Below are 23,975 nucleotides of genomic sequence, written 5' to 3'. Positions count from 1 at the left end.
GTCAAGCCGGGTCGATGCGGGAGACGGTGCCACCGATGGCGAGCGCGTACAGCTCGCCATCGCCGCCCTGCACGAATGAGATGACCTCGCCGCCGTTGACTCCGAGGTCGTTCGCGCCGGTCACCTTGCCGTTCTCGATCTGGAGAGAGCGGATGGTGCCGTCGCAGTAGTCGCTGAACACGTACTGGCCCTTGAGGTCCGGGATCGCGTCGCCTCGGTAGACATAGCCGCCGGTCACCGAGCAGCCCAGATTGGCGCGGTCGTACTCATGGATCGGCGGCACATGGTTCGCGGGTTCCGTGCCGCCGCGGAACGGATGGGTGCCCTCCATCTGGGACCAGCCGTAGTTCTCGCCGCCCTTGCTGTTCGCCGGGGCCCAGTCGATCTCCTCCCAGTCGTTCTGGCCCACGTCACCGATCAACAGGTCGCCCGTGGCCGCGTCGAAGGAGAACCGCCACGGGTTGCGCAGCCCGTACGCCCAGATCTCGTCCTTCGCGTTCGGGTCGTCCACGAACGGGTTGTCCGGCGGGATCGCGTACGGCTCGCCGCCGCTCGGGTCGATCCGCAGGAGCTTGCCGAGCAGTGTGTCGAGGTTCTGCCCGTTGCCGTGCGGATCGCCGCCCGAGCCCCCGTCGCCCAGGGCGATGTAGAGGTAGCCGTCGGGGCCGAACTTGATATCGCCGCCGTTGTGGTTCGAGTAGGGCTGCGACTGGGTGAGGACGGTGCGCCGGGTGTCCGGCTGGAGCTTGCCGTCCCGCACGGCGAACTCGTCCACGGTGCTGGTGCCTTCGAGGTCCGTGAACGAGATGTAGAAGTGCGCGAAGTCCTTGTCGAACGCGATGCCCAGCAGACCGCGTTCGCCGTCGGTGGTGGTCTCGTCGGAGATGTCGAGGACGGGGTCGCCGAGCCCCTGATCGTCCAAGGTCCTTACGGTGCCCGCGCGCTCGGCGATCCAGACCGTGCCTCCGGGGCCGGCGGCACCGGCGGTCGGATTCTGGGCCTTGGCCACATTCTTGAGCGCGATCTTCGCTGCCTGCCGTGGGGCGGCGGGCTCGTCGGCGGACGCCGTGGTCAGGGCGAGGGAAGCGACGAGGCAGATGGTGCCGATGATGGCCGAGCTTCTGGTGCGAACTTTCACCGTGATCCTCCTGGAGGCGGTGAATCGGGAGGTCACCCGGCTGCTTGGGCAGGTTCAGGGGGGGTGTCGCCCGCGCCGGCACGCAACCTGGGTGGGGGGATGGTGTGCTACTGGCTGTGGATGAGGATACTGGGACGGACGTTGCCTGGTATAGACCAGGACTCCATCCATCTGCCCCGGTTCTGCCCTCCGCCGCGCGGAAACCCGCGCCACCCGCCCGAAAATCGGTGGAGCCACACTCCCGTGTGCCGCTACCGTGCTCCCGCCCCCGGTCACTCTGTCAAGGACATGCCGTTGTACACCATGTGAGACCTCCTGAGCGCTGATCCGTCGCGCGTCGCACATGTGCGCCGTGCTCTTTTCCGCTGTGGTCCTCTCACGGGAATCGGTGTAACTCTGTGTCCAAAACCTGGGCGGTCGTGCCCGCCTGTCTGTCCATCGTTCTCCGCCGTTGCGACGGGTGCGCCTCCGGGCACTTCCGGGCGAACGGCGAATTCCGCGTCAACGCGGACCACAAGCTCCTCAACACCCGCCTCTTCGCGCCGTGCACCCGGTGCGGGGGCACGGCCGACGAGCGGCCGGCCTGGCAGTCGCCGTACGGCCCGTCGCCGCACCGGGCACACCGCGGCCGGTGGGCGCCTGTGCCGGGGGTGGCGCGTACCAGGGCGAGGGTGTCCGGGTCGCTGAGGTCCCTGGCGAGGTCGGACGCGTAGCGCTCCAGGTCCCCGCGGAGGCTTCCGGTGTCCGACACCACGATGTCGCCGGAGAAGCGGCTGGTCGCGACGTCGGCGAGCAGTTCGCCGACCCGGGGGTCTGCGCCACGTCATGGCCCTTCCGCACGGTGGTGGTCATCCCTGGACACGCCTTGTCGGGGCGGCCGTGCTGTATCGACGGTCTCAGCCTCACCCCGCCGACCGCATCTGGCGACCGCGGCAGGCCGTCCGAGTGATCACCCAGGGATGTGGCGGCTGGTCGTGGGTCGTCATGGGGGAGGGGGCGCCTGGCCGCGGACCACGACGACGGAACTGTGCGCATGGTGCAGCAGCGCCTGGCTCACCGACCCCAGGAGCAGACCGGTGAACCCCCCGCGCCCCCGGGCTCCGGCGACCATGAGCTGGGCGTTCCTGCTTTTCTCGATCAACACCTCCCGGACTTCGCCACTCGCCACCTCGCGTGTGACCGTGACATCGGGATGTTTCTCCGCGTGCCCGGCCAGCGCCTGGGCCGGCAGCCGCTCCGCGCTCTCGACACCGGTACCGGCCGGCGCATGATCCGGCAGCCATACGTGCACGGCCACGATCTCGGCTCCGCGCAGCGCCGCCTCGGCGAAGGCGAACTCGACCGCCATCTCACTCGTGGGGGAGCCGTCGACACACAGCACGATCGGGCCGGCGTCGGCAGACTCCTCGCGGGCCACCATCACCGGGCACCGGCTGTGGGCCGTCAGGGACGCCGCCGTCGACCCCAGCAGCATGCCGATGAAGCCCCCCACCCCGCGGGCACCCACGACCAGCAGGTCCGCCTCCCTCGACTCGGCCTTCAGCACCGACACCGTGTCGCCCGCCACCATGGCCTCGGTGACCGTCGTCTCCGGGGCCACGCTCCGCGCACGGTCCGCGGCCTCGGAGACCAGGCGATTGAGCGGTGTGGTGTCCAGCGGCGCGTACATGGGTCCGACCGGCCAGTTGAGGGCGTACACCACACGCAGTTCCGCATGACGTCGCCGGGCCTCTTTCGCGGCCGTCTCCACCGCGGCCAGACTCGACGGCGAGCCGTCCGCTCCCACAACCACCAGGTTGCCCATCACTCCTCCACGGCTCGATCCCGTTCATCGTCGGCGTCGCGCGGGTGGTGCGCGACTCGGTTTGAGCCGTTCGCCCAGTCCCACCACACCCCGCCTGACCCGGGCGCTTCCTCAACGCGGTGTCGATCCGCTTTCGCCGGGGGCCGATCGGTGGCGTACGGCGACGACGGTGCCGGCGCCGAGGACCGCGGCGGCCGCCACGGTCCACGGAATCCACGATGCCGTGTCCGAGCCCTCCTTCCGGGGGGTCGCCGCCGTACGGACGGGGGCGTCGGTGCCGGTCGTGGTGGGCCGTGGCGCCGCCTTCCGCTGGCCCTGCTCCGCCTTGGCCGCACCAGCGTCCAGGATGAGTACGGGTGCCGGGAAGTCCGGTTCCCCGTTGCCCGTCCGTCGTTCGTTCCAGTTCACGACCGACCCGTCCGAGTACGTCTGGGTCACGTCGAAGGCGATGCTCGGCCTCTTCGGGAGCGGCCCTACTCGTACGTCGAAGTAGCGGTGCGCATCGGGCTCGAGTTCATGGCCTGCCGTGGCGGTCCATATGAGGTGGATCGGCCCGCCCTCGCGCGAGGGAATCTCCTTGCGCGTCCATCCGGCGGCCGGTGGTACGGCGGTGGGTGTGACCCCCTTGGGGAGGGCGACTTCGAGACGGATGGTGGTGACGTCCGCCTTCTCGGAGGGGACCCGGAACCGTAGTGTGGCCGGGCTTCCCTCCTCGGCCCCGTCGGAGAACACACGCACGTGTGCGGAGGCGGGGCCCGCGAGGAGGAGCACCCCTGCGGCCGTTGCCAGCACGGCTGCCGCCTTGTGCGTACGCCGGCCGGAGCGGATGCGAGGTGGGGGAGTCATACCGGGCCCTTCAGCAGCAGTCGCAGTACAGGAGGTCGGCGGCCTCGACCGCGCTGTCCGAGCCCGGGTGCATGGAGGCGACCGCGGCCGACATCCGGGCCAGGGTCTGGGGGGTGGCCCTGCCCTCGGAGGTGAGGGAGATCCGCACACCGGTGAAGTCGGCGAAGGCCAGCACCTGGGCGGCGTTGCCCGAGGAGTCGGTGGTGAAGGACAGCAGCGGGACCTTGCTGCCGTCCTTCTGGACGGCGTACGCCCGGTAGGTGGTGGTCGGCCGGAGGCCGCGTGCCTGGAGCTGGATCATGTCGAGGCCGCTGACGGGCCGGACCGTCGCTTCCAGCCGGCGGCCCTTGTCGCCGGGGCGCATGGGTTCGCCCGCCGTTCCGTCGGGCAGGCTGGTGGGCACGTTGTGCGGCGCGTCGCCCAGGCCCTGGCGTCCGAGGTTGGCGGCGGAGCCGGCGGGCGCCGCGTTGGGCACGTACACCAGGGCTTGAGGCTCCTGGCCCACGGCCACCGTGTCGATGACCTTGTTGGTGGCCGTGTCGATGACGTCGACCGCGTCGGACTTCTCCATGCCCACGTACACGCGGGTGCCGTCGCCGCTGGGCCAGAGGCCATGCGGTGCGTGCCCGGTGTCGTGGACGCGGGTCACCAGCTCCGGTGTGCCGCCGGGGTCGCGGCGGTAGACGAGGGTCTCATCGAGACCGCCCACGGTCAGATAGACGAACGAACCATGCGCCGTGTTGGCGAAGTTGGGGTGGTTGGTGTCCGGTCCGGTCTTCAGTACGGCCGTGACCTCGCGGTGCTCGAGGTCGATGACACTGGTCAGCCCCGCGCGTTTGTGCGCCGCCCACAGTTCCGTGCCGTCGGGTGAGATCGACTCGTCCGAGGAGAAGGCGTCGCCGAGGCCCTTGATGGTGTGGACGACCTTGTGCGACGTCACATCGACGGCTGTGATCTCCGGGGCGCTGATGTGGTTGATGTAGGCCGTCCTGCCGTCGGGGCTGAGGACGACCTTGGACGGCCCGGGGCCGACCTTGATCGTACGGATGACACCGCCGTGTACGGCGTCGACGACCGTGATGGTGTCGCGTCCCCGGTCGGCGACCCAGAACTGCTTTCCGTCCGCGGTGAACGTGCCCTCGTGCGCGGCACGGCCGACGTCGGTCTCGTTGATCACCTTGTTGGTGGCGGTGTCGATGATGTCGACGGTGTTGCTCGTGACGCTCACCACGCCGAGCCGCTTGTCGTCACGGGAGAAGGCCAGGCCGTGCACGCCGACGTTGTCGGTGTACTGGGGGCCCAGGGTGGCGCCGAGCCGCTGGGCGCCGAGGGCGATGGTGCCCAGCGTCCTGTTGGTGGACGGATCCATGACCGTGACCGTGTTGGAGATCTGGTCGGCGGTGTACACGCGGTCCCGGCCCGAGACGCGCGCCGAAACCGACGTACCGTCGCCCGCGGTGGTCTTCGCCGCGCCGCCTCGGGCCGTGGCCGGGTGCGATGGGTCGGCCTGGGCCAGGCTCACGACTCCGAGGGCGGCGGCGCCCACGCCGGTCAGCACCGCGGCCGCGCCGGCGGTTTTTTTGATTGAGAACACTGATAAACCTCCATAAAAGGTGCCCCTGAGGGCGCATTGAGGGAAGGGCAGGTTCATGACCGGCCCTGGTTCGGGGGAAAGTCCGGGTGGGGCGGGGTGATGCCCCTGTCAGGTGCCGCGGTGCGGGCCCACCGGGGCCTGGGCGACGAAGTGCCCGTCCGCGTCCTGTACATACAGCGTGGTGATGGTGTCCTTGTGCATGGCGGTGGTCATGCGGACGTGCAGCGGCGCGCCATCCCTTCCGCTCGCCCGCACGCTGCCCGCCTGCACACGGTCGCCGCGCGCGTTGCCCGTCATCAGCCGGTAGGTACCGCTGGCGCGCAGCCCGGACAGCGACACCGGGATCTCGGTGCCCCAGGGGTGCGAGACCATCGCGCCGTCCTGGGCGACATGGACCGCGGCGACGTGTGTGCGGGTGTCATCGCCGGAGGTCGCCATCACCGTGGCGAAGACCGCGCACGCGGCCAGGACCACGCACACGATTCCGACCGCCATCCGGCGGCGGACCCGCCCGAGCGGCCGCACCGAGACGACGGCGGATGCTCCGCCGGACTCGGGGAGGGCGGATGGGATACGAACGGATTCCGCCCGCTCGAAGGTCCGAACCACCCGGCGCACGCCTTCCGCCTCCTCGGCGCACCCCTCGCATGACGCCACATGGCGAGCGAGGGGGACGGGCAACGGCTTGCCCAGCAACAGGAGTTCGGTGACCTCCCCACGGACCGTGGTGCAGAAGTCGCTCATGGTGCCAGCCATCCGTTCTCGTCGAGGATGTCGCGCAACGCTCGGATGCCGTGGTAGAGGCGACTGCGGGCGCTGGAGGCCGGGATGCCGAGCTCCGCGGCCAGGTCGGCACAGGTCCTGCCGAGGAAATACACCTCGATGACCGCTTCCCGGTGCTGGGGGCACAGCCGGTCGAGCGCCTCGCGCAGCTCGATCCGTGCCAGCAGCCGATCGTACGGGTCGGCCCCCGGATCCCGGTGCATCTCCTCCGTCTCATCCCGGTGCGCCACCGTCGGCCGGACGGCCCGGTGCCGCCGGGCGTCCACGATCACATTGCGGGCGATGGCATACAGCCAGGTTCGCAGGCTCCCTCGCCCGCTCTCGAACGAATCCGAGGCGCGCCAGGCCCGGAGGAACACCTCCTGCACGACTTCCTCGGCCAGCTGAGTGTCCCCCAGCGCGTTACGGGCGAAGCCCAGGAGCTCGCCGCCGTACTCGTGATAGGCGGCGCGCACCCCCGTTTCACTGCCCAAGGACTCGTCGCCGGACCCCTTCCGGCGTCCGCGCCACATCCGGACGCCCACTACCGGCGCCCGCCGTTCCCGGTATGCCACACATCCACCAGCATCCTCCGATCTCGCCATGCGTGATGCGCGAGGGGATACGGGCAGCGGTACGGGAGTGTTGATCGGCGCAGAGGTGACCTGCGTCACTTCATACGGAGGCGGGATCCGAGGGGCGGCTCCGTGATCGCCGGCCGGTCGGTCAACCGGTCAGGCGGTTCGGGCGGCGCCCGGGTCGCTCCGGGCGGACGGATAGCCTGGGCCCGTCAGCGAAGATCGCAGAAGGGCGGAGCACATGGCGGACATCATGGAGACGGCGGCGCGGAAGGTCTTCGACCGCTACGACCTCGACGGGGACGGCCTGGTCACCGCGGACGAATACCGGAAAGTCGTGGCGGAGCTGGAGGGCTCGGAGATCACCCGGGCGCAGGCCCAGGAGCTCATCGACTCGCTCGACACCAACGGCGACCGCCAGATGTCCTTCGAGGAGTTCTGGGCGGCCATGAATGCCTGACACCGCCGGGTCCGGCAGGTGAACCTGCGGCCGGCGGTGCGGCTCCTTCCCGCCATCGCGCGGAGCGTGGCCGGAGCGGAGCCGCGGTCGCCCGGCAGCGGCGGATGGTGGCCGAGCCGCCCGAACACACCGGTACGCGGAGACCCCGGGCCGTCATGCGCTCGGGGTCTCCCGCGTGTACGGGACAACGGACGGAGCCGCGCGGACCGCGCGGACCGTGCGCGGCTGTCGACGGCCCCGCACACGAGGGCAGGTGGCCCGCGTGGAAGCCGAGTGCCGCGTCGGCGCGGGGGAGGGCGAAGGCTGGCCGCCGCCCGGTCCATGGGCCACACTGCTCACAACTCTCAAGGCCGGGCGACGTGAAAGGGCTCTGATGGGCGCGTACGACGAGACTCACCACCGTAGCCTCGAGGATGCCGAAGGGTTCTGGCTGGACGCCGCGTCGGCGATCGACTGGACCCGGCCGCCGACCCAGGCTCTGGACGACTCCCGCGCCCCGCTGATGCGGTGGTTTCCCGACGGTGAGCTCAACACCTCGTACAACGCCCTGGACCGCCATGTCGAGGCCGGTCGCGGCGACCGGACCGCCCTGATCCACGACTCCCCGGTGACCGGCACGGTCCGGCGGTTCAGCTACGCGGAACTCCGTGACGAGGTCGCGCGCTTCGCCGGAGGGCTGCGCTCGCTGGGTGTCGGCAAGGGCGACCGGGTGATCGTCTACATGCCGATGGTGCCCGAGGCGGTCATCGCCATGCTGGCCTGCGCCAGGATCGGCGCCGTGCACTCGGTGGTCTTCGGCGGCTTCGCGCCCAGGGAACTGGCCGCCCGTGTCGATGACGCCCAGCCCGTCGCGATGGTCACCGCGTCCTGCGGGATCGAACCGGCACGGGTGGTGGAGTACCGGCCCATCATCGAGGAGGCGCTCGCCCTCGCCACCCACCAGCCGGACAAGGTGGTCGTCCACCAGCGCGACACCGCGCGGGCGGAGCTCGGCGGACGCTACCTGGACTGGGCGGAGCTCATCGCCGGCGCGGAGCCCGTCGGCCCGGTGCCGGTGGCGGCCACCGATCCGCTGTATGTGCTGTACACCTCCGGGACCACCGGCAAGCCGAAGGGCGTCGTGCGCGACAACGGCGGCCATGCGGTCGCGCTGTCATGGTCGATGGCCGCGGTCTACGACATCGGGCCGGGCGACGTCTGGTGGACCGCCTCCGACGTCGGCTGGGTGGTCGGCCACTCCTACATCGTCTACGCACCGCTGCTGATCGGCGCGACCACCGTGCTGTACGAGGGCAAGCCCGTCGGGACCCCGGATGCCGGTGCGTTCTGGCGCGTCATCGGCGAACACGGTGTGAAGGCGCTGTTCACCGCTCCCACGGCACTGCGGGCGATCAAGAGGGTCGACCCGGAGGCCGCCGAGCTGAAGAAGTACGACCTGTCGTCGTTCCGCACCCTCTTCATGGCGGGGGAGCGGCTCGACCCCGAGACCTACCACTGGGCACACGGGCACCTCGGCACCCCGGTGGTCGACCACTGGTGGCAGACCGAGACCGGCTGGCCGATCGCGGCGAACCTCCAGGGGCTGGAGCCGATGCCGGCCAAGCCCGGGTCGGCCACGGTCCCGGTCCCCGGCTGGGACGTGCGCATCCTCGACCCGGGCGGTGCCGAACTGCCCGCGGGGCAGGAGGGCGTGATCGCGATCCGGCTCCCGCTGCCTCCCGGCGCGCTTCCCACCCTGTGGGGCGATGACGAGCGGTTCGTCGAGGCATATCTGTCGCGGTACGACGGCTACTACCTGACCGGTGACTCCGGGTACCGCGACGCGGACGGCTATCTGTTCGTCATGGGCCGCACGGACGACGTGATCAACGTCGCCGGGCACCGACTGTCGACCGGTGCGATGGAAGCGGTGCTCGCGGCGCACCCGGCCGTCGCCGAGTGTGCGGTGATCGGGGTGCGTGACGAGCTCAAGGGCCAGCTGCCGCGGGGCTTTGTGGTGCTCAAGGCGGGCGTCGACATCGGCGCGGAAGACCTCCGCCAGGAGCTGGTCGCGGCGGTGCGCCGGGAGATCGGCCCGGTCGCCGCGTTCCGCTCCGTCTCGGTGGTGGACGCGCTGCCCAAGACCCGGTCGGGAAAGATCCTGCGCAAGACCATGCGCGGGATCGCCGACGGGCGCGACGAACCGGTGCCGTCGACGATCGAGGACCCGGCGGTGCTGGACGCGCTGCGGTCCGTGCTGCGCCCTGAGTGAGCGCTCGCCCCGGGGTGCGCGCGGCCGGACGAGGCCCGGCGGCCGGGAACCCCGGGGTACCGGCCGCCGGGCCCGTGCGGGGCTGCTGCGACACTGCCCCCGTGACGCTCACCCCTCGTGCACCGGAAGCCATCACCCCGGACCCGCCGGGCGACACCCCCCGTCCCTTTCTCACCCAGTCCTGGCTCGACCTCGCGTTCCTCCACTGGGAGGCCGATCCGGACGAGGTGGCGGCGATCCTTCCGGCCGGGACGGTTCCCGACACGCTGAAGGGGACCACCTATGTCGGGCTCGTCGCCTTCCGTATGCACCGGGTGGGCTGGTTCCGGCTGCCCGGCATCCCCTGTCCGGGCACCTTTCCCGAGACCAACGTCCGTCTGTACTCGGTCGACGAACACGGCCGCCGCGGTGTGGTCTTCCGCTCGCTCGACGCCTCCCGGCTGATCCCGGTGGCGGTGGCCCGCGCGGCCTTCCGGCTGCCCTATCTGTGGTCCCGTATGAGCGTCGAGCGGGACGGCGACACCCTCACGTACACCAGCACCCGCCGCTGGCCGGAGCCCCGCGGGGCGCGCAGCCGGATCGCCATACGGGTAGGGGAACGGGTGGCGGAACCGAGCGAGCTGGAGAACTTCCTGACGGCCCGCTGGGGCATGCACAACGCGTTCTTCCAGCGGTCGGTGTACTTGCCGAACACCCACTCGCGCTGGCCGCTGTGGAGCGCCGAACTGCTGGGCTGTGACGAAGACTTGATACGGGCGGCGGGCCTGTCCGCGCCCGCCGGACCGCCGGTGAGCGTGCTGTACTCCCCGGGTGTGCCCGTGCGCTTCGGCCGCCGCGTACGGCCCGGCCCGATCCCCGGCTCCGTGCCATGACGCGCAACCTCCGCAGGTCCCGCGCCCTCTTCCAGGTCGACCATGACCGTACGCGCCGACGTGCCCCGGTCCTGGCCGCACACCGGCCGAGCCGTCGTCCGTCCTCGTGCGGACGGCCTCGGTGCACACGATCGACTTGGGGCGGATGTGCCGGAACTTGTACTGCATGCCAATGGACGCACCTGGGCCCTGGACGCGTCCCGGAGCTACACCATCGGGCGCGACCCGCAGGCCGACATCTCGTGCATCGACCGCCGGGTCTCCCGGCGGCACCTCGTGATCCGCTGCGACGGCGGAACGTGGGTCATCGAAGATCTCGGCAGCGCCAATGGCACGTTCGCCGACGGGCGTCGTATCCAGCGGATGGAGATCGGCCACGGTTCGATCATCCGGCTGGGAAACGTCTCCACCGGTATGCGGCTGGACTTCACCGGCGTCCTCACCGGAGCCCCGGCGGCGGTGGGTGGCGATCAGGCGCGTGCCGACGTTCCGATACCCGCGGGGCCGCCCCGGGGCGAGACCCGTCCCAGGGCCCGGGGTGCCACGGGCGGGGGCACGCCGGAGGCGGCCGCCACACCACCGGTGGTGCCTGGTCCCCGGGCGGGGGAGGCTCCGGGAGCACCCACGGGGGCCGCGGCCCATCGCGACGAGCTGTTCCGGCCGCTGCCCCACCACGCCGCGTCCGACCCCGCCCGTGCGGCGGCTCCCCGGACTCCCGGAGACGCGGGCGACGCCCCGGACCCCCGTCGATGCGAAGGCCCCGCGGCCGGTCCCCGCGGAGCCGCCGCGGCCCTTTCCATCGACCGGGACCCCTCCGGCGTCCACCCGATCGTCCTGGGGCAACGGCTGCGTATCGGTCGCGCGCAGGACAACGAACTCGTGGTGGAGGGCCCGTATGTCTCCCGCCACCACGCGGAGTTCCGGCCCCTGCCCGGCGGCCGTTTCGAAATCGTCGACCTCGGAAGTCACAACGGCACCTATGTCAACGGGCAGCCCGTGGACCGCCGGATCATCGGCCCGTACGACATCGTCGGAGTCGGCCACTCCACCTTCCGGCTCGCCGGAGACCGGCTGGAGGAGTTCGTCGACACCGGCGAGGTCTTCTTCGCCGCCCGCAATCTGACGGTGACCGTCGGGCGCGGCAAGACCATCCTGGACGACGTCTCCCTCGGTGTCCCCGAGAAGTCGCTGGTCGCGGTGATCGGGCCGTCGGGCTCCGGGAAGTCCACCCTGCTGCGCGCGCTCACCGGCTACCGGCCCGCCGACCGTGGTCAGGTGCTCTACGACCACCGCGATCTCTACGCCCAGTTCGCCGAGTTGCGCCGCCGTATCGGTCTCGTCCCGCAGGATGACATCCTGCACAAGGAGCTGACCGTCGACACCGCCCTGAAGTACGCCGCCAGGCTCCGCTTTCCCGGTGACACCAAGGCGGCCGAGCGCAAGGCCCGTATCGACGAGGTGCTCCAGGGGCTCAGACTCGACGTCCACCGGGACAAGAAGGTCGCCTCGCTCTCCGGCGGTCAGCGCAAGCGGGTCTCCGTTGCCCTGGAACTGCTGACCAAGCCCTCCCTGCTCTTCCTCGACGAGCCCACCTCCGGACTGGATCCGGGCCTGGACCGTGATGTCATGAAGTTGCTGCGGGAGCTCGCCGACGACGGCCGTACCGTGCTGGTGGTGACCCACTCGGTCGCCGAACTGTCCCTGTGCGACCGGGTGTTGGTCATGGCGCCCGGCGGCTCCGTGGCGTACTTCGGTCCCCCGGACGAGGCCCTGGAGTTCTTCGGTCACGACAGCTGGCCCGATGTCTTCTCCGCCTTCGAGAACCACCGCGACGACGACTGGGGCGGGCGTTGGCGGGCTTCCCCGCAGTACGCCCGGTGCGCCGCGGAGATCGACTCGGCCGTACCGCCGCGGCAGCCGGGCGCCCCCGCGGCGCAGCCGCCGGCACGGGCTCTGCGGCCCAAACCACAGGGCTGGCTCGGCCAGTTGTGGACGCTGATGCGCCGCTATGTGTCGGTCATCGCCTCCGACAAGGGCTTCATGGCGCTGATGCTGCTGCTCCCGGCCGTGCTGGGCGGAGTGAGCTGTCTGATTCCGGCGACCTTCGGACTCGCCCCGCCACCGCCCGGCAGCCGTTTCCGCTACAACCAGGAGTCCGGAACCATTCTGCTCGTGCTGGTCGTCGGCATGTGCTTCTCCGGCGCGGCCAACTCCGTACGTGAATTGATCAAGGAACGGGTGATCTACGAACGGGAGAGAGCCACGGGTCTGTCCCGGTCCGCGTATCTGATGTCGAAGGTGATCGTCCTCGGTCTGATCACCGCGATGCAGGGTGTCGTCATCTGCGCGATCGGCTTCTCCGTCCGTCAACTGCCCGCACAGGGGCTGCTCATGCCCACGGCCGTCGAGGTCTGCGTGGTCGTCAGCGCGCTGGGCTTCACCGCCATGATGTTCGGCCTGGTCATCTCCGCGCTGGTGAGGACCCCGGAGAAGACCATGCCGCTGCTGGTGATGTTCGCCGTCGTCCAGGTCGTCTTCACCGGGGTCCTCTTCAAGCTGTTCGACTCCCCGGGCATCGAACAGATCGGCTGGCTGATGCCCGCCCGCTGGGCCGTCGCGGGCGCCGGGACCACACTCGACCTCGCGCACACCATGCCGCCCTGGAACCTCGACCAGCCGGACGATGTCGACCCGCTGTGGGCCCACACCGTCACCCAGTGGGGCATCGACCTCGGTGCGCTGCTGGCGATCGGGCTGGTCTGCGGCTTCGCGGTGGCCCGCCTGCTGCGCCGGCACGAACCCGAGGTGATGCGGGACTGAGCGCTCCGCCGGAAGCGCCCCGACCTCCCGTCGACCGTCCCCGGCGCCGCCGTGCCCGGTCGCGACCACGCGGCGGGCCTCTAGTGCGTAGGCACCAGGACAGGTGAGTGGCTGGTCCGGGTGCACCAGGGGAAGACGGCGGCGGGGGACGATGCCCGGCGGGGGCGCCGGAAGGAAGGGTTGCAGGCGCGCGGAATCCCGCGCAATTCCCCTTGCCCGACGGTGTCTGGAGTGATCGACAGGTGGCGACTTTTCTTTACCGGATCGGACGGTGGGCGTTCCGGCGCCGCCGACTCGTGGGTGGTCTGTGGCTGGGCGTCCTGGTGCTGGCCATCGCCGCCGCCGGCCTGGCGCCGGAGGGCAAGGAAGAGGACCTCTCCATGCCCGGCACCGAGTCGCAGAAGGCGTTCGACCTGCTGGACGAGCGCTTCCCCCAGAGCAACGCCCAAGGCGCCGAGGCCCGCCTGGTGTTCCGGGCCCCGGACGGGCAGCGGGTGACGGCCAGGGAGAACAAGGCGACCGTCGAGGACACGCTCGGCTCGCTGGACGGGGGCGATCAGGTCGCATCGACCACCGACCCCTATGAGGCCGGTGCCGTCAGCGAGGACGGCACCATCGCCTACTCCACGATCACCTACACCGTGGGCGCCGTCGACCTGACCGAGAAGGCGAAGAGCGCCTTGGAGGATGCCGCGAGCCGGGCCCGGGACGCCGGGCTGACCGTGGAGATCGGCGGCTCGGCCCTGGATTCGGAAGAGGAACCTGGCGGTACGACGGAGATCATCGGCGTGGCGGTGGCCGCGGTGGTGCTGGTTCTCGCCCTCGGGTCCCTGGTCGCGGCCGGATTGTCGCTGCTGACCGCCTTCGTGGGGGTGGCCATCGCCCTCGGTCTGGTCTCCGCGCTGGCCGTTCCGCTGGGCCTGACGTCCACCGTCGCCATCCTGGCGCTGATGCTGGGGCTCGCGGTCGGCATCGACTACGCGCTCTTCATCACCTCCCGCTTCCGCGATGAGCGTGCCCAGGGCCGCGAGCCGGAGGAGGCCGCCGGCCGGGCGGTGGGCACGGCCGGATCCGCCGTCGTCTTCGCCGGTGCGACGGTCTTCATCGCCCTGGTCGGGCTGGGGGTCGTCGGCATCCCCGAACTCACCAAGATGGGCATGGGCGGCGCGGGCGCCGTGGCCCTTGCCGTACTCGTCGCACTGACCCTGGTCCCCGCGCTGTTCGGCTTCTTCGGCAATGGGGTATCCCCTGCTCGAGCGAAGCCGAGAGCTTGGGGAAGGATCCTGGCGCGTGCCGTGCGCAAGGCCGAGGGAGCGCCCCGAAGGGGCGCGGGGAACTGCGCCATCAGCCACGATGAACCCGCAGGCGATCGACGACCCATCGCGGCAGATCCAGCGAAGCGCATGGGCACCCGCTGGGCGCGGTTCGTGCTGCGCCGGCCGGCGGCCGTGCTGCTGATCGCCGGACTCGGCCTCGGCGCCGTCGCCGTACCGGCGCTGAGCCTCGAACTCGGGCTGCCCGGAGACGAGTCCAAGTCGGTGGAGACCACCCAGCGCCGCGCCTACGACCTGCTGTCGGAAGGCTTCGGCCCCGGTTTCAACGGCCCGTTGACCGTGGTCGTGGACATGTCGGCGTCGTCGGAGTCCGGCGACAGCCGGGCCACCACCGACCTGGTCGCCAGGACCGTACGGGGAGTGGACGGGGTCGCGTCGGTCGGCGATCCGGTTCTCAGCCGGACCAAGGACACGGCCGTCCTCACCGCCGTCCCGCGGACCGCGCCGAACAGCGGCGAGACCAAGGACCTGGTGCACGCGATCCGTGGCGCGGTCTCCGGTGTCGAGGCCGACACGGGCACCGGCATCCTGGTGACCGGCACCACCGCGATGAACATCGACATCTCCGAAGCCATGTCCGACGCCCTCATCCCCTATCTGACCGTGGTCATCGGCCTGTCGGTGCTCCTGCTGATGGTGGTCTTCCGCTCGCTCCTGGTCCCGGTCAAGGCCGCGCTCGGCTTCCTGCTGTCGGTGGGTGCCGCCTTCGGCGTCCTCGTCGCCGTCTTCCAGTGGGGCTGGGCGGCGGACCTGCTCGGCATCGAGCAGACCGGACCGGTCATGTCGCTGATGCCGATTCTCATCATCGGCATAGTGTTCGGCCTCGCCATGGACTACGAGGTCTTTCTCCTCACCCGGATGCGGGAGACCTACGTCCATGGCGCGTCCCCCGGCGAGGCCATCGTCAACGGTTTCCGGCACAGCGGACGTGTGGTGGCCGCGGCGGCGATCATCATGATCAGCGTGTTCGCCGGATTCATCGGGATGAGCAGCCCGACCATCCAGACGATGGGCGTCGGCCTGGCCGCCGCCGTCGCCTTCGACGCCTTCGTGGTCCGGATGGCGATCGTACCCGCGGTCCTGGCACTGCTCGGCCACCGGGCCTGGTGGCTGCCCCCTATCCTGAACCGTGTGCTGCCGAACGTGGATATCGAGGGCGAGAAACTGAGCACGCGGGTCCCGGCGGCCGCGACCGTGCCGGACGCGGCGCCGCCGCGGCTCCCCGTCGGCCGCCACCGGCAGTGAGCCGGCCATGACGAATACAGGTGGCGGCGGCCCGCGACCACGCGGCACGTGGTGGCGCGAGGGAGCGATCACGGCGACGGCGTTCGTGCTCTGTCTGCTCGGCGGCGTGGTGCAGGAGGACGGCAGCACGCTGTCACCGCCGCCTGCCGCCGCCTACCTCATCGCCGTGGTGTCCTGTGCCGTGCTGCCGCTGCGGCACCGGGCACCCCTGGCCGCCATGGCGGTCACGACCGCGAGCGGCATGCTGGTGCCGCCCCTGGGCGTTCTGCTGAGCCCGCTCATCGTGGCCCCCGCCGTGATCACCGCCTACTCGCTCACCGTGCGCACCCGACGGCACGCGGCGAGCGCGGTGGCGCTCACCTCCGCGGCGCTGCTGGTCGCCGCCACCCCCTTGTTCGGGGCCCTCTCGTGGAAGGACGCGAGCAGGGTGGGGGCGGTGGCGGCGTTCCCGCTGGTGGCCGCCGTACTCGGGCATTCGGTGCAGAACCGGCGGGCCTATCTGGCGGCCGTGGAGGAGCGGGCCCAGCGGGCCGAGAAGAGCCGGGAGAGCGAGGCGCGCCGGAGAGTGGCCGAGGAACGGGTGCGCATAGCCCGGGAACTGCACGACCTCGTGGCCCATCAGATCACCCTGGCCAACGCGCAGGCCACGGTCGCCGCCCACCTCTTCGACGCCCGCCCGGAGCAGACCCGCAAGAGCCTGACGGAGCTCGTCGAGACCACCGGCCACGCGCTCGACGAGCTGCGGGCCACGGTCGGTCTGCTGCGTCAGTCCGGGGACACGGCCGGGCCCGCCGAACCGGCGCCCGGCCTCTCCCGGCTTCCCACGCTCCTCGAGTCCTTCCGCCGCGCGGGTCTGGAGGTGTCGGTGCACCACGAGGGCACGGCCAGGCCGCTGCCGCCGGGAGTGGACCTCACCGCGTACCGCATCGTCCAGGAGGCCCTGACCAACGTGACCAAGCACGCCGGTACCGGCAGCGCCCGGGTGCGCCTCGCCTGGAGCCGCGATCGCGTGACCATCACCGTGACCGACGACGGAGGGGGCGCCCGTACGGCGCCGACCGTGTCCAGAGGACCGGGTGTGCCCACGGGACCGAGTACGTCCAAGGGGCCGAGCGCGCACACGGTGCAGGAACGCCCGCCCGGTTACGGTCTGATCGGGATGCGTGAACGTGCCACCGCGGTCGGCGGACACCTCTCCGCGGGCAGGCGCCCGGAGGGCGGCTTCCTCGTCTCCACCCAACTGCCCCTCCCGCCCGCCAAGGACACGACGCCGAGCACCGACGGAGCGACCACCCCCGAGGGGCGGCCGGCCGACGCGGCGACAGGCGACGGACGGACGGGCGACGGAGAGGCCGGGGGTGCGCCATGACGCTCCGGGTGCTGCTCGCCGACGATCAGGCACTGCTGCGCGGTGCCTTCCGGATGCTTCTCGACAGCGCCGACGACATCACCGTGGTCGGCGAGGCCGCCGACGGCAGGGAGGCGGTGACACTCACCCGGGAGCTGCGCCCGGACGTGGTGATCATGGACATCCGTATGCCCGAGCTGGACGGTCTCGCCGCCACGTCGGAGATCTGCGCGGACCCGGAGCTGCGTGCCAGCCGCATCCTGATCCTCACCACCTACGAGACCGACGAGTACGTAGCCCAGGCGCTGCGCGCGGGGGCCGGTGGCTTCATCGGCAAGGGCATCGGGGCCGAGGACCTGCTGGACGCCGTGCGTACGATCGCCGACGGCGACACCCTTCTGTCCCCCGCCGCGACCCGCTCCCTGGTCGCCCGTTTCCTGGCCACACCGGACCACGCCCCGCGGCACCACCCCGAACGGCTCGCCGTGCTCACCCCGCGCGAACGCGAGATGGTGGCCCTGGTCGCGACCGGCCTGTCCAACCAGGAGATCGCCGAGCGGATGTTCCTCAGCCCCTTCACCGTCCGCGCCCATGTGCAGCGCGCCATGACGAAGCTGGACGCCCGCGACCGGGCGCAACTCGTCGTCATCGCCTACCAGTCGGGCCTGGTCCACGCCGCCGCCCCCGACCCGGGCCCCGACCGCCCGTCGTAGTGCGGTACGGGCCCCTCCGGCGGCTCCACGCGGCCGGTCGCCAGGCGCGAAGAACCCCGCCTGGCGACCGGCCATGACGTCGAGGTCACGGCACCGGGGTCACGGCGTCGGGGCGAACTCGGGCAGCGCAAGGGCCGAGTGGGCCGGTCGTACCGGCGCGGCCGGCATGGTGACGAGGGCACGCAGCATGGTGTTGCGCTGCTCCAGGGCCCGCTCCGTGGTCGGGAAGAGCCTGGCCGCGCCGTTGTCGACCAGTGCCTGATTCATGGCCACGAACTCGCGGGTGTCGCGTTCGTAGGCGGCGAAGGCCGTGGTGTGGTCCCGGTGCGTGGCCAGGGCGTTGGCGAGCATATAGGCACCGACCAGCGCGAGGCTCGAGCCCTGTCCGGTGAGGAACGAGGGTGCGTACGCGGCGTCGCCGACGAGCGCGCCGCGGCCGCTGGACCAGTGGGCCATGCGGATCTGACCGGCCGTGTCGAAGAACAGGTCATCCGCGTCGCGCATGGCGTTGACCATGCCGGGGACCTCCCATCCCGCGTCCGCGAAGACCGTGGCGACCAGGTCGCGCTGGGCGTCGGGGTTCCGGAGGGCGTCGAACGGCGGTCGCGGTCGGTGGAAGTTCAGGAAGGCGTGCAGCTCGTCGTTGTCCCCGACGGCGTAGAGGGCCGCGGCCTTCCCCGGGGCGTTCCACAACATGAGCTCGCGGGAGAGCCCGAAGGTGTTCGGCATGGTGAAGATGGCGAAGCAGTAGCCGAGGTAGCGGTGGAACCGTTCCTCGGGGCCGAACAGCGACTCCCGGGTGGCCGAGTGCATACCGTCGGCGCCGATCACCAGGTCGAAGGTGCGCCGTCGCCCGCTGTGGAACGTCACATCGACGGCTGGTCCGGACTGGTCGAGGGTGTCGATGGAGTCGCCGAACAGGAACTCCACGTCGTCGCGGACTTTTCCGTAGAGGGCCGTGGCCAGATCGCCACGACGTACCTCCAGGTCCTGTCCCTCGACACTGCCGGCGACGACATGCGGCCTGACCGAGGCCAGTTCACTGCCATCGGCGTTGAGGAAGGTGCAGCGACGCGAGTCGATGTGCGCGTCCCGCAACTGCGGCAGTATCCCCATCCGCCGGACCACCTCTATCGCGGTACCGCGGATGTCGATCGGGTAACCACCGTCGCGCAGTGTCCGCGCCTTCTCCACCACGGTGACCGCGCATCCGGACCGGCTCAGCCAGTACGCCAGGGCGGGTCCGGAGATGCTGGCCCCGGAGATCAGAACTTCGCGCTTCGCGGTGGTACGCACGTCCATGGACAGACCGGTGGGCCTCATGCCTGGACTCCCTTCTGCGTCATACGGACAACGAGCAGTGACAACGCGGCGACGAGGCCGGCCATGGCGAAACCTGTGACGAAGGCCGATTCGGTGGGCAGGCCCGTCGCCGAGTCGGCCCCGGCGTCGAGGATCGCGGCGGCGACCTGGGAGCCCACGGCGACGCCGATCACACGTGTCACCACGAGCAGGCTGGTGGCGATGCCGGTGTCCCTGGTCTCGACGGCGGTGGCGGTCCGGGTGAGCAGCGCCGTGGTACCGACGCCCGCGCCGATGGCGATCAGCACCTTCGCGACGACGAGCTGCCACTCCGCGGTGTGCAGCGACACCAGGGCGATCACCGTGGCCACCGTGACGACGGCGCCCCCGATGAGCACGGCACGCAGACCGAAACGCCGCGCCGTGACCCCGCCGAGCGAATCGCTCACCGCCCCGGCGATGGCGCCGGGCAGCAGGAACAGCCCGATATCGGTGGTGTTGAGCCCGAAGCCGTACCCGTCGGCCGGTATCGCGAACAGCTGCGGAAGCAGAAAGGCCACCATCCCGAAACTGGTGGTGATGACGAGGGTGAGCACACACGAATGCCATATCGCGGGCTTCGCCAGCATGCGCAGATCGACCATCGGCGAGGCCGCCCGGCGCTCGACGGCGACCCATCCGGTCGCGAGGGCGGCCACGACCACCGCGATGGCACCGACCGCGAGTGGCGGCAGGCCGTCGCCCGTCACCTTCACGAGGCCGAGCATGAACGCGAGCAGCGTGCCGCTCAGCAGTGCCATGCCGGGCCAGTCGATCCTGTTGTCCGACTGGACCGGCGGATCATGCGGCATCAGCCGGGTGATGACCAGCGTCATCGCGATGATCGCGATCGTCGGCAGCGCGAACATCCAATGCCAGGACAGTCCTTCGGCGATCGGCCCGGCAAACAGCGTTCCCACCATGCCGCCGCCCGTGAACAGCGCCATGACCACCCCGATGGCCAGTTGCGACTCTCCTGTCGGGAGGTGTTTGCGCACCAGGATGAAGGAGAGGGGCAGCGCGCCCACCATGACGCCCTGTAATACCTGACCGAGCAGCAACACCGGCAGGTTCGGCGCCAGGCCGGCCAGCAGACCACCGGCCGAGACCACGGCCATCAGCCGGACCAGTACCGACTTCCCGCCGTAGCGGTCGCCGAGTTTGCCCGCGACGGGTGCGACGACCGCGCCGGTGACGAGCAATGTGTTGCCGACCAACGCCCCTTCGGAAGGGCTGACCCCCAGCTCGCGCTGGAGCAGCGGAAGCGCGGGTTCCACCACTGACTGGAGGGTGCCGAGGGCGAGTGCCAAGATGCCCAGGGCACCGATCGACAGCCTCCCGATGCGGACCGGAGAAAGCACAGCTTCGGACATAGACGTCCTTTTCGTTGGGGGAATCGCGCGGGAATCACGCGCCTCCAACACTTCCTCCCGGTGCCCCCGCCGGGCATCGTCCCCCGCCGCCGTCTTCCCCTGGTGCGGCCGGACCAGCCACTGATGTGTCCTGGTGCCTGCGCACTACAGGCGCACGCCGCCCAGCTCCAGCTCCTCCACCTCGACCGGGCGGGTCCCGGAGCAGGGGCGGGCGGTCGATATGCCGCGCGGCACCACCGCACGGGTCTTCATGTCCGCACCTGAGGACGCGGGACGCAGCGCAGTACGTCGCGGCTCTCCAGCAGCGGGAGGACCGTGCCGAGCACGATCTCCTGGAAGTGCGGGGTGGCGCAGTGTGCGGTGAAGTCGGCTTCGCGGACGTACTCCTCGTACAGCACGATCGTCCGCGGGTCCTCGGCGCCCTGGTGGACGCGGTAGGCGAGGTTGCCCGGCTCCTGGCGGGACGCGGCGGCCATCGTGTCGAGCAGGGTGAGGACGGTGTTCTCCTCGCCCTCCTTGGTGCGGTAGCGGGCGACGACGACGTATGACATGGGAACTTACTCCTGGGAGGGTGCGGAAGGTCGCTGCCGTGCGGTGGGCGGAACCTCTGATGACGGGGGATCCGCGGACGAGACGCGGCTGCGCGGCGCCACCCGGCTGCGCTGGTTCACCGACCCCGTCGCGTTCGGCATGAACGCCGGGATTCAGGACGCGGCGACGCTGGGCTGGATGCTCGCGGCCGTCCACCACGGATGGGCGCCCCCCGGAGCTGCTGACCGCGTATGAGCGGGAGCGCAAGCCGGTGGGGGAGCAGTTCGCCAGTGCCGTGGGCTCGGCCGCGCGCGCCTCCCTCGCGGACGTGTCGCCGGACATTCACCTGCCAGGCCCGGATGGCGAGCGGGCCCGCGCCGAACTCGCCGACCGGCTCGCGGTGACGGAGCCGCACCGGTACTCGCCCGACGGCTTCAGCTTCGGCTACCACTACGCGAGTTCGCCGCTGGTGGTCGGGGGCGAGGAGCAGGACGCCATCAGCATGGGCGGCTACCAGGAGCGGGCGCGGGCGGGTTTCCGGCTGCCGCATGTCTGGCTGGACGACGGCCGGTCCGTGCTCGACGTACTCGGGCCCGTTTTCACCCTGCTGCGGACCGACAGCGGTGTCGATGTGGGGCCCTGGGGCGACGCGGCGCGTGAGCGGGGGATCCCCCTCACCGTGGTCGATCTGCCCGGGCGGTGGCCCGACCGCTATCCCACGGCGCTGCTGCTCGTGCGTCCGGACCAGCACGTGGCCTGGATGGGCGGTGCGGACGCCCGTCCCGACGCGCTCCTGCACACAGTCACCGGGCGCCTCGCCGCCCATCAGCGGTAGAGAACACCAGGAGAAGGCACATGTCATACGCACTCGGCATCGACGTCGGCGGCACGTTCACCGACGCCGTCGCCTCGGACGGTGCCGGCCGGATCGTCTCGGCCAAGACGCCGACGACCCCGCCGCACCGCGAGATCGGCGTCATGCGCGCGCTCGAGGATCTCGCGGGCGAGCTGGGCATCGGCGTCGGCGAGCTGCTCTCGCGGACCGACTACATCGCCCACGGCACGACCGCGTCGATCAACGCCCTCGTCCAGGGGGCGGTGGCCGACGTCGGGCTCATCGCCACCAAGGGCCACCGGGACTCGATCTACATCATGAACGCCGAGGGCCGCACGCTGGGCCGGTCGGCCCACGAGATCCAGGACACGCTCCGGCAGCGCAAGCCCGCGCCGCTGATCCCCAAGCACCGCGCGCTCGAGGTCACCGAGCGGATCGACCACGCGGGCAAGGTGCTGGTCCCCCTGGACGAGGACGAGGTCCGCGGCGTCGCGCAGTCCCTGGTGGACCAGGGCGTCGAGGCGATCGCGGTCTGTCTGCTGTGGTCGTTCAAGAACGGCGCCCATGAACAGCGCGTCCGCGAACTGATCCATGAGATCGCGCCGGACATGTACGTCACGCTCTCCTCGGAGGTCAGTCCGCGCATCCGCGAGTTCGCGCGGACCTCCACGACGATTATGAACGCCCAGGTCGGGCCCCGGTTGCGCCAGTATCTGACCCTGCTTCAGAAGCAGCTGGAGGAGGGTGGACTCAAGGGGCCGCTGCTGGTCATGCAGAGCGAGGGCGGCACCATCACGGCCGACCGGGCACCGGAACACGCCATCACCACGGTCGGATCCGTCCTGTCCGGCGGTGTCATCGGCGGGATGCGCATGGCCGAGCAGCTCGGGCACCGCAACGTCATCACCACCGACGTCGGCGGCACGACCTTCCTGGCCGGGCTGATCGTCGACGGGGAGCCGGTGATGGCGCCGGGTTCCATCGTGAACCAGTTCCCGATCAACGCGGCGACCATCCGCGTGCACACCATCGGCTCGGGCGGCGGGGCTCTCGCGTCCGTGGACGCCGGCGGCAATCTGCGGCTGGGCCCGCAGAGCGCCGAGGCCGTCCCCGGCCCCGCCTGTTACGGCAACGGCGGCACCCGGCCCACCAACACCGACGCCAACCTGGTCCTGGGCATCCTCAGCGAACGCGGGCTGCTCGGCGGCAGGAAGCCGCTGCGGATGGACCTGGCGCGCGAGGCGATCCGCGAGCATGTGGCCGAACCGCTCGGCCTCACCGTCGAAGAAGCCGCCATCGCCATCCACGAGGTGCAGAACGCGCAGGCGGGAGACCTCCTGCGGCAGGCCGTCGTGCAGGCCGGCTACGACCCCCGGGACTTCGTCGCCTACGCCTTCGGCGGCGCCGGACCCGCCCACTGCGCCGGATACTGCCAGGACCTGGGGTGGGCGAGGTCGTCGTGCCGCTCGGCCCCGTCGCCTCCGCCTTCTCGGCCTACGGGCTCGCGGCCTCGGACATCGTCCTGAGCGCCGAACTCTCCGACCCCTCCTCCTTTCCGGTCGACCACACCGTGCTGGAGTCCCACTACGCGCGGCTGGACGCCGACCTCCAGCGCGCGCTCGACCGGCAGAAGGTGAAGTTCCATGACGTGACGCTCCAGCGCGAGATCGACCTGCGCTACTCGATGCAGGCCAACGAGCTCGCTACGGCCATCCCGGACACCGATTTCACCGAGCGCACCGGCGAGGAGATCCTCCAGCGCTTCGAGGAACAGTACGAGCGCATCAACGGACCCGGAGCCGGCTACCGCGAGGCCGGTGTGCAGGCGATCACCTACCGGGTGCGGGCCAAGGCCGGACTCGGTTTCCCCGTCGCGCTGCCGGACATCGCGCGAGCCGACGGCCCCGACCCCGCCGAGGCGTTCCTCGAGGAACGCTCCGTCTGCCTCGACTCACAGACCGGCTTCGTGCCCACCCCCGTCTACGACTACGCCCGGCTGCGCGCGGGCCACGAGATCGCCGGACCGGCGATCGTCGACGTGCCGACCACCGTGGTCGTGGTCCCCGCCGGGGTAACCGGCCGCGTCAACCGTCTCGGCAACCTCGTGCTGAGCCACCAGTGAGGACGACT

General features: G+C 70.9%; 20 protein-coding genes and 1 pseudogene. 12 read left to right on the top strand and 9 right to left on the bottom strand.

What is annotated here, in order from left to right; translation table 11 throughout:
* Nucleotide 1 precedes the first annotated feature (1 nt).
* Nucleotides 2-1,138: a PQQ-dependent sugar dehydrogenase gene (locus NQU54_RS33970; RefSeq protein ID WP_257634390.1), complete on the bottom strand. Its 1,137-nt coding sequence runs from the start codon at nt 1,136-1,138 to the stop codon at nt 2-4.
* Between the two features lie 398 nt (nt 1,139-1,536).
* Here NQU54_RS33970 and NQU54_RS50580 point away from each other — a divergent pair.
* Nucleotides 1,537-1,707, top strand: a pseudogene (locus NQU54_RS50580) (DUF1062 domain-containing protein); the annotation flags it as partial.
* Between the two features lie 413 nt (nt 1,708-2,120).
* Here NQU54_RS50580 and NQU54_RS33965 read toward each other — a convergent pair.
* The 5 genes from NQU54_RS33965 to NQU54_RS33945 all read right to left on the bottom strand — a co-directional run bounded on the left by NQU54_RS33965 (nt 2,121) and on the right by NQU54_RS33945 (nt 6,638).
* Nucleotides 2,121-2,942, bottom strand: coding sequence for a universal stress protein (locus NQU54_RS33965; RefSeq protein WP_257634389.1), 822 nt, complete (start codon nt 2,940-2,942; stop codon nt 2,121-2,123).
* A 111-nt stretch (nt 2,943-3,053) separates the two neighbouring features.
* Nucleotides 3,054-3,788 carry a DUF1775 domain-containing protein gene (locus tag NQU54_RS33960; protein ID WP_257634388.1) on the bottom strand — a complete coding sequence of 245 codons (735 nt, stop codon included), beginning with the start codon at nt 3,786-3,788 and terminating at the stop codon, nt 3,054-3,056.
* Nucleotides 3,789-3,798: 10 nt separating this feature from the next.
* Nucleotides 3,799-5,382 (bottom strand): YncE family protein, encoded by a 1,584-nt coding sequence (locus tag NQU54_RS33955; RefSeq protein ID WP_257634387.1) that lies wholly within the window; start codon nt 5,380-5,382, stop codon nt 3,799-3,801.
* Between the two features lie 108 nt (nt 5,383-5,490).
* Complete coding sequence (locus NQU54_RS33950) at nt 5,491-6,126, bottom strand: hypothetical protein (protein ID WP_257634386.1); 636 nt, start codon at nt 6,124-6,126, stop codon at nt 5,491-5,493.
* A complete protein-coding gene (locus NQU54_RS33945) occupies nt 6,123-6,638 on the bottom strand; it encodes a sigma-70 family RNA polymerase sigma factor (RefSeq protein ID WP_257634385.1) in 516 nt (171 codons plus the stop codon). The genes NQU54_RS33950 and NQU54_RS33945 overlap by 4 nt, the downstream gene beginning before the upstream one ends.
* Nucleotides 6,639-6,963: 325 nt before the next feature.
* Between NQU54_RS33945 and NQU54_RS33940 the strand changes: the two genes are divergently transcribed.
* From NQU54_RS33940 to NQU54_RS33910, 7 genes are all read left to right on the top strand, one after another.
* Complete coding sequence (locus NQU54_RS33940) at nt 6,964-7,182, top strand: EF-hand domain-containing protein (RefSeq protein WP_069861491.1); 219 nt, start codon at nt 6,964-6,966, stop codon at nt 7,180-7,182.
* 373 nt (nt 7,183-7,555) lie between these two features.
* Nucleotides 7,556-9,433, top strand: a complete 1,878-nt coding sequence (locus NQU54_RS33935; RefSeq protein ID WP_257634426.1) for a propionyl-CoA synthetase — start codon at nt 7,556-7,558, stop codon at nt 9,431-9,433.
* 101 nt (nt 9,434-9,534) lie between these two features.
* A complete protein-coding gene (locus tag NQU54_RS33930; RefSeq protein WP_257634384.1) occupies nt 9,535-10,305 on the top strand; it encodes a YqjF family protein in 771 nt (256 codons plus the stop codon).
* Between the two features lie 147 nt (nt 10,306-10,452).
* A complete protein-coding gene (locus NQU54_RS33925) occupies nt 10,453-13,125 on the top strand; it encodes an FHA domain-containing protein (RefSeq protein WP_257634383.1) in 2,673 nt (890 codons plus the stop codon).
* Nucleotides 13,126-13,367: 242 nt separating this feature from the next.
* On the top strand, nt 13,368-15,704 hold the full coding sequence (locus NQU54_RS33920) for an MMPL family transporter (RefSeq protein WP_257634382.1): 2,337 nt from the start codon (nt 13,368-13,370) through the stop codon (nt 15,702-15,704).
* Between the two features lie 7 nt (nt 15,705-15,711).
* The gene (locus tag NQU54_RS33915) at nt 15,712-17,073 is read left to right on the top strand and encodes a sensor histidine kinase (protein ID WP_257634381.1); all 1,362 of its coding nucleotides are present in this window, start codon (nt 15,712-15,714) and stop codon (nt 17,071-17,073) included.
* Nucleotides 17,070-17,765: a response regulator transcription factor gene (locus NQU54_RS33910; RefSeq protein ID WP_257634380.1), complete on the top strand. Its 696-nt coding sequence runs from the start codon at nt 17,070-17,072 to the stop codon at nt 17,763-17,765. The genes NQU54_RS33915 and NQU54_RS33910 overlap by 4 nt, the downstream gene beginning before the upstream one ends.
* A gap of 99 nt (nt 17,766-17,864) precedes the next feature.
* Here the strand turns inward: NQU54_RS33910 and NQU54_RS33905 are convergent, their stop codons facing one another.
* The 3 genes from NQU54_RS33905 to NQU54_RS33895 form a co-directional block, all read right to left on the bottom strand.
* The gene (locus NQU54_RS33905; protein ID WP_257634379.1) at nt 17,865-19,088 is read right to left on the bottom strand and encodes an FAD-dependent monooxygenase; all 1,224 of its coding nucleotides are present in this window, start codon (nt 19,086-19,088) and stop codon (nt 17,865-17,867) included.
* Nucleotides 19,085-20,479 carry an MFS transporter gene (locus tag NQU54_RS33900; RefSeq protein ID WP_257634378.1) on the bottom strand — a complete coding sequence of 465 codons (1,395 nt, stop codon included), beginning with the start codon at nt 20,477-20,479 and terminating at the stop codon, nt 19,085-19,087. The genes NQU54_RS33905 and NQU54_RS33900 overlap by 4 nt, the downstream gene beginning before the upstream one ends.
* A 248-nt stretch (nt 20,480-20,727) precedes the next feature.
* On the bottom strand, nt 20,728-21,030 hold the full coding sequence (locus tag NQU54_RS33895) for a putative quinol monooxygenase (protein WP_257634377.1): 303 nt from the start codon (nt 21,028-21,030) through the stop codon (nt 20,728-20,730).
* Nucleotides 21,031-21,073: 43 nt separating this feature from the next.
* On the opposite strand from NQU54_RS33895, the gene NQU54_RS50290 reads away from it, so the two are divergent.
* Genes NQU54_RS50290 through NQU54_RS33880 form a run of 4 tightly spaced genes read left to right on the top strand, consistent with a single transcriptional unit; the run spans nt 21,074 to nt 23,967 of the window.
* A complete protein-coding gene (locus NQU54_RS50290; protein WP_372506129.1) occupies nt 21,074-21,265 on the top strand; it encodes an FAD-dependent monooxygenase in 192 nt (63 codons plus the stop codon).
* A gap of 16 nt (nt 21,266-21,281) precedes the next feature.
* Entirely contained in the window at nt 21,282-21,845 is a 564-nt protein-coding gene (locus tag NQU54_RS33890; RefSeq protein ID WP_372506128.1) for an aromatic-ring hydroxylase C-terminal domain-containing protein, read from the top strand.
* Between the two features lie 20 nt (nt 21,846-21,865).
* The gene (locus NQU54_RS33885) at nt 21,866-23,371 is read left to right on the top strand and encodes a hydantoinase/oxoprolinase family protein (RefSeq protein ID WP_257634376.1); all 1,506 of its coding nucleotides are present in this window, start codon (nt 21,866-21,868) and stop codon (nt 23,369-23,371) included.
* The gene (locus tag NQU54_RS33880) at nt 23,290-23,967 is read left to right on the top strand and encodes a hydantoinase/oxoprolinase family protein (protein WP_257634375.1); all 678 of its coding nucleotides are present in this window, start codon (nt 23,290-23,292) and stop codon (nt 23,965-23,967) included. The genes NQU54_RS33885 and NQU54_RS33880 overlap by 82 nt, the downstream gene beginning before the upstream one ends.
* The last annotated feature ends 8 nt before the right edge of the window (nt 23,968-23,975 follow it).

The sequence above is a fragment of the Streptomyces malaysiensis subsp. samsunensis genome (assembly GCF_024519315.1).
Classification (GTDB): Bacteria; Actinomycetota; Actinomycetes; order Streptomycetales; family Streptomycetaceae; genus Streptomyces; species Streptomyces malaysiensis.
Note: the sequence above shows the minus strand (reverse complement) of the source record. Positions and strands in the feature narration are given on the sequence as shown.